The 1,082-nt window shown below is 68.7% G+C and carries 1 protein-coding gene; it reads right to left on the bottom strand.

Going from position 1 to position 1,082, the window contains the following annotated elements:
* A partial coding sequence (locus tag IH48_RS0132150) for a polyketide synthase dehydratase domain-containing protein (protein ID WP_030912841.1) occupies positions 1-1,082 on the bottom strand: 1,082 nt, incomplete at both ends.

The raw sequence follows: 1,082 nt of genomic DNA, 5'->3' as shown, positions 1-1,082 counted from the left end.
GTCAGCCATTCCTGGAGCAGGGCGAGCAGGTGGTGCGTGGCCTGGTGCAGCTCCGTCATCGTGGTGAGAGGCTGGAAGACGCAGGACAGCAGGACAGCGCTTGGGGTGGCATTGTCAAGGGCCTCGGCGAGCGCGGAGATGCTCTTGAACCGAGGGATGGGCGTCTCGGCCGACATCGCCTCGTCGGTCTCCGGGGCGACGGGGAAGTGCTCGGTGTCCAGCCAGGCCCAGCTCGCGTCGGTTCCGGGAGAGGACGTGACCTCCTGCACGGCCAGTGCGGTCCACTCGATGTGGAACAGGCTGTCCCGCACGGTCCTGGTGGTGTCGACGAGCTGGCCGATCGGCAGCGGACGGAACGCCACCGACTCGACCGACGCCACGAGCGTTCCGGCAGAGTCGGTCGCCGTCATGGCGAACGTGTCCTTGCCCGTCGCGGTGAACCGCACATGCAGGGACGACGCACCGACGGCATGCAGCCGCACCCCGGACCAGGAGAACGGAACAGGAACGGCGTCACCGGGAGCGCCCATCGTCTGCAACGCGATGCTGTGCAGGGCGGCGTCGAGGAGTGCGGGGTGGATGTCGAAGGCCCCGGTCTCGGTGTCGGCCGTGAGGGTGTCTGTCTCGGGGAGGGTGATGTCGGCGTAGGTGTGGTGGTTGTCGTGCCATGCGGCGGTGAGGCCCTGGAAGGTGGGGCCGTAGGTGTAGCCGTGTGCGGCGAGGAGGGGGTAGGCGTCGTCCACGTTGATGGCTGTGGCGTTGGCTGGTGGCCAGACGGTGAGGTCGGGTGTTTCCCGGGCTGGTGCGGTGGCGGCCAGGGTGGCGGTGGCGTGGGTGGTCCAGGCGGTGGTGTCGTCGGGTGTGGTGGTGTGGGGGCGGGTGCGGATGGTGAGGGTGCGTCGTCCGTCGTGGGGTGGGGTGAGGGTGGCTTGGAGATCGAGCGGGGCGCTGTTTAGGAGCAAGGGTGTGTGGAGGGTGAGTTCTTCGAGGTGGGGGTGGCTGGTGTGGTGTCCGGTGTGTAGGGCGAGGTCGACGAAGGCGGTGCCGGGGAGGAGTGGGGTGTCGGTGATGGCGTGGTCGGT

Origin of the sequence: Streptomyces sp. NRRL F-5126, assembly GCF_000721265.1 — a bacterium.
GTDB lineage: Bacteria > Actinomycetota > Actinomycetes > Streptomycetales > Streptomycetaceae > Streptomyces.
This window is presented reverse-complemented; position numbering and strand designations above follow the sequence as displayed.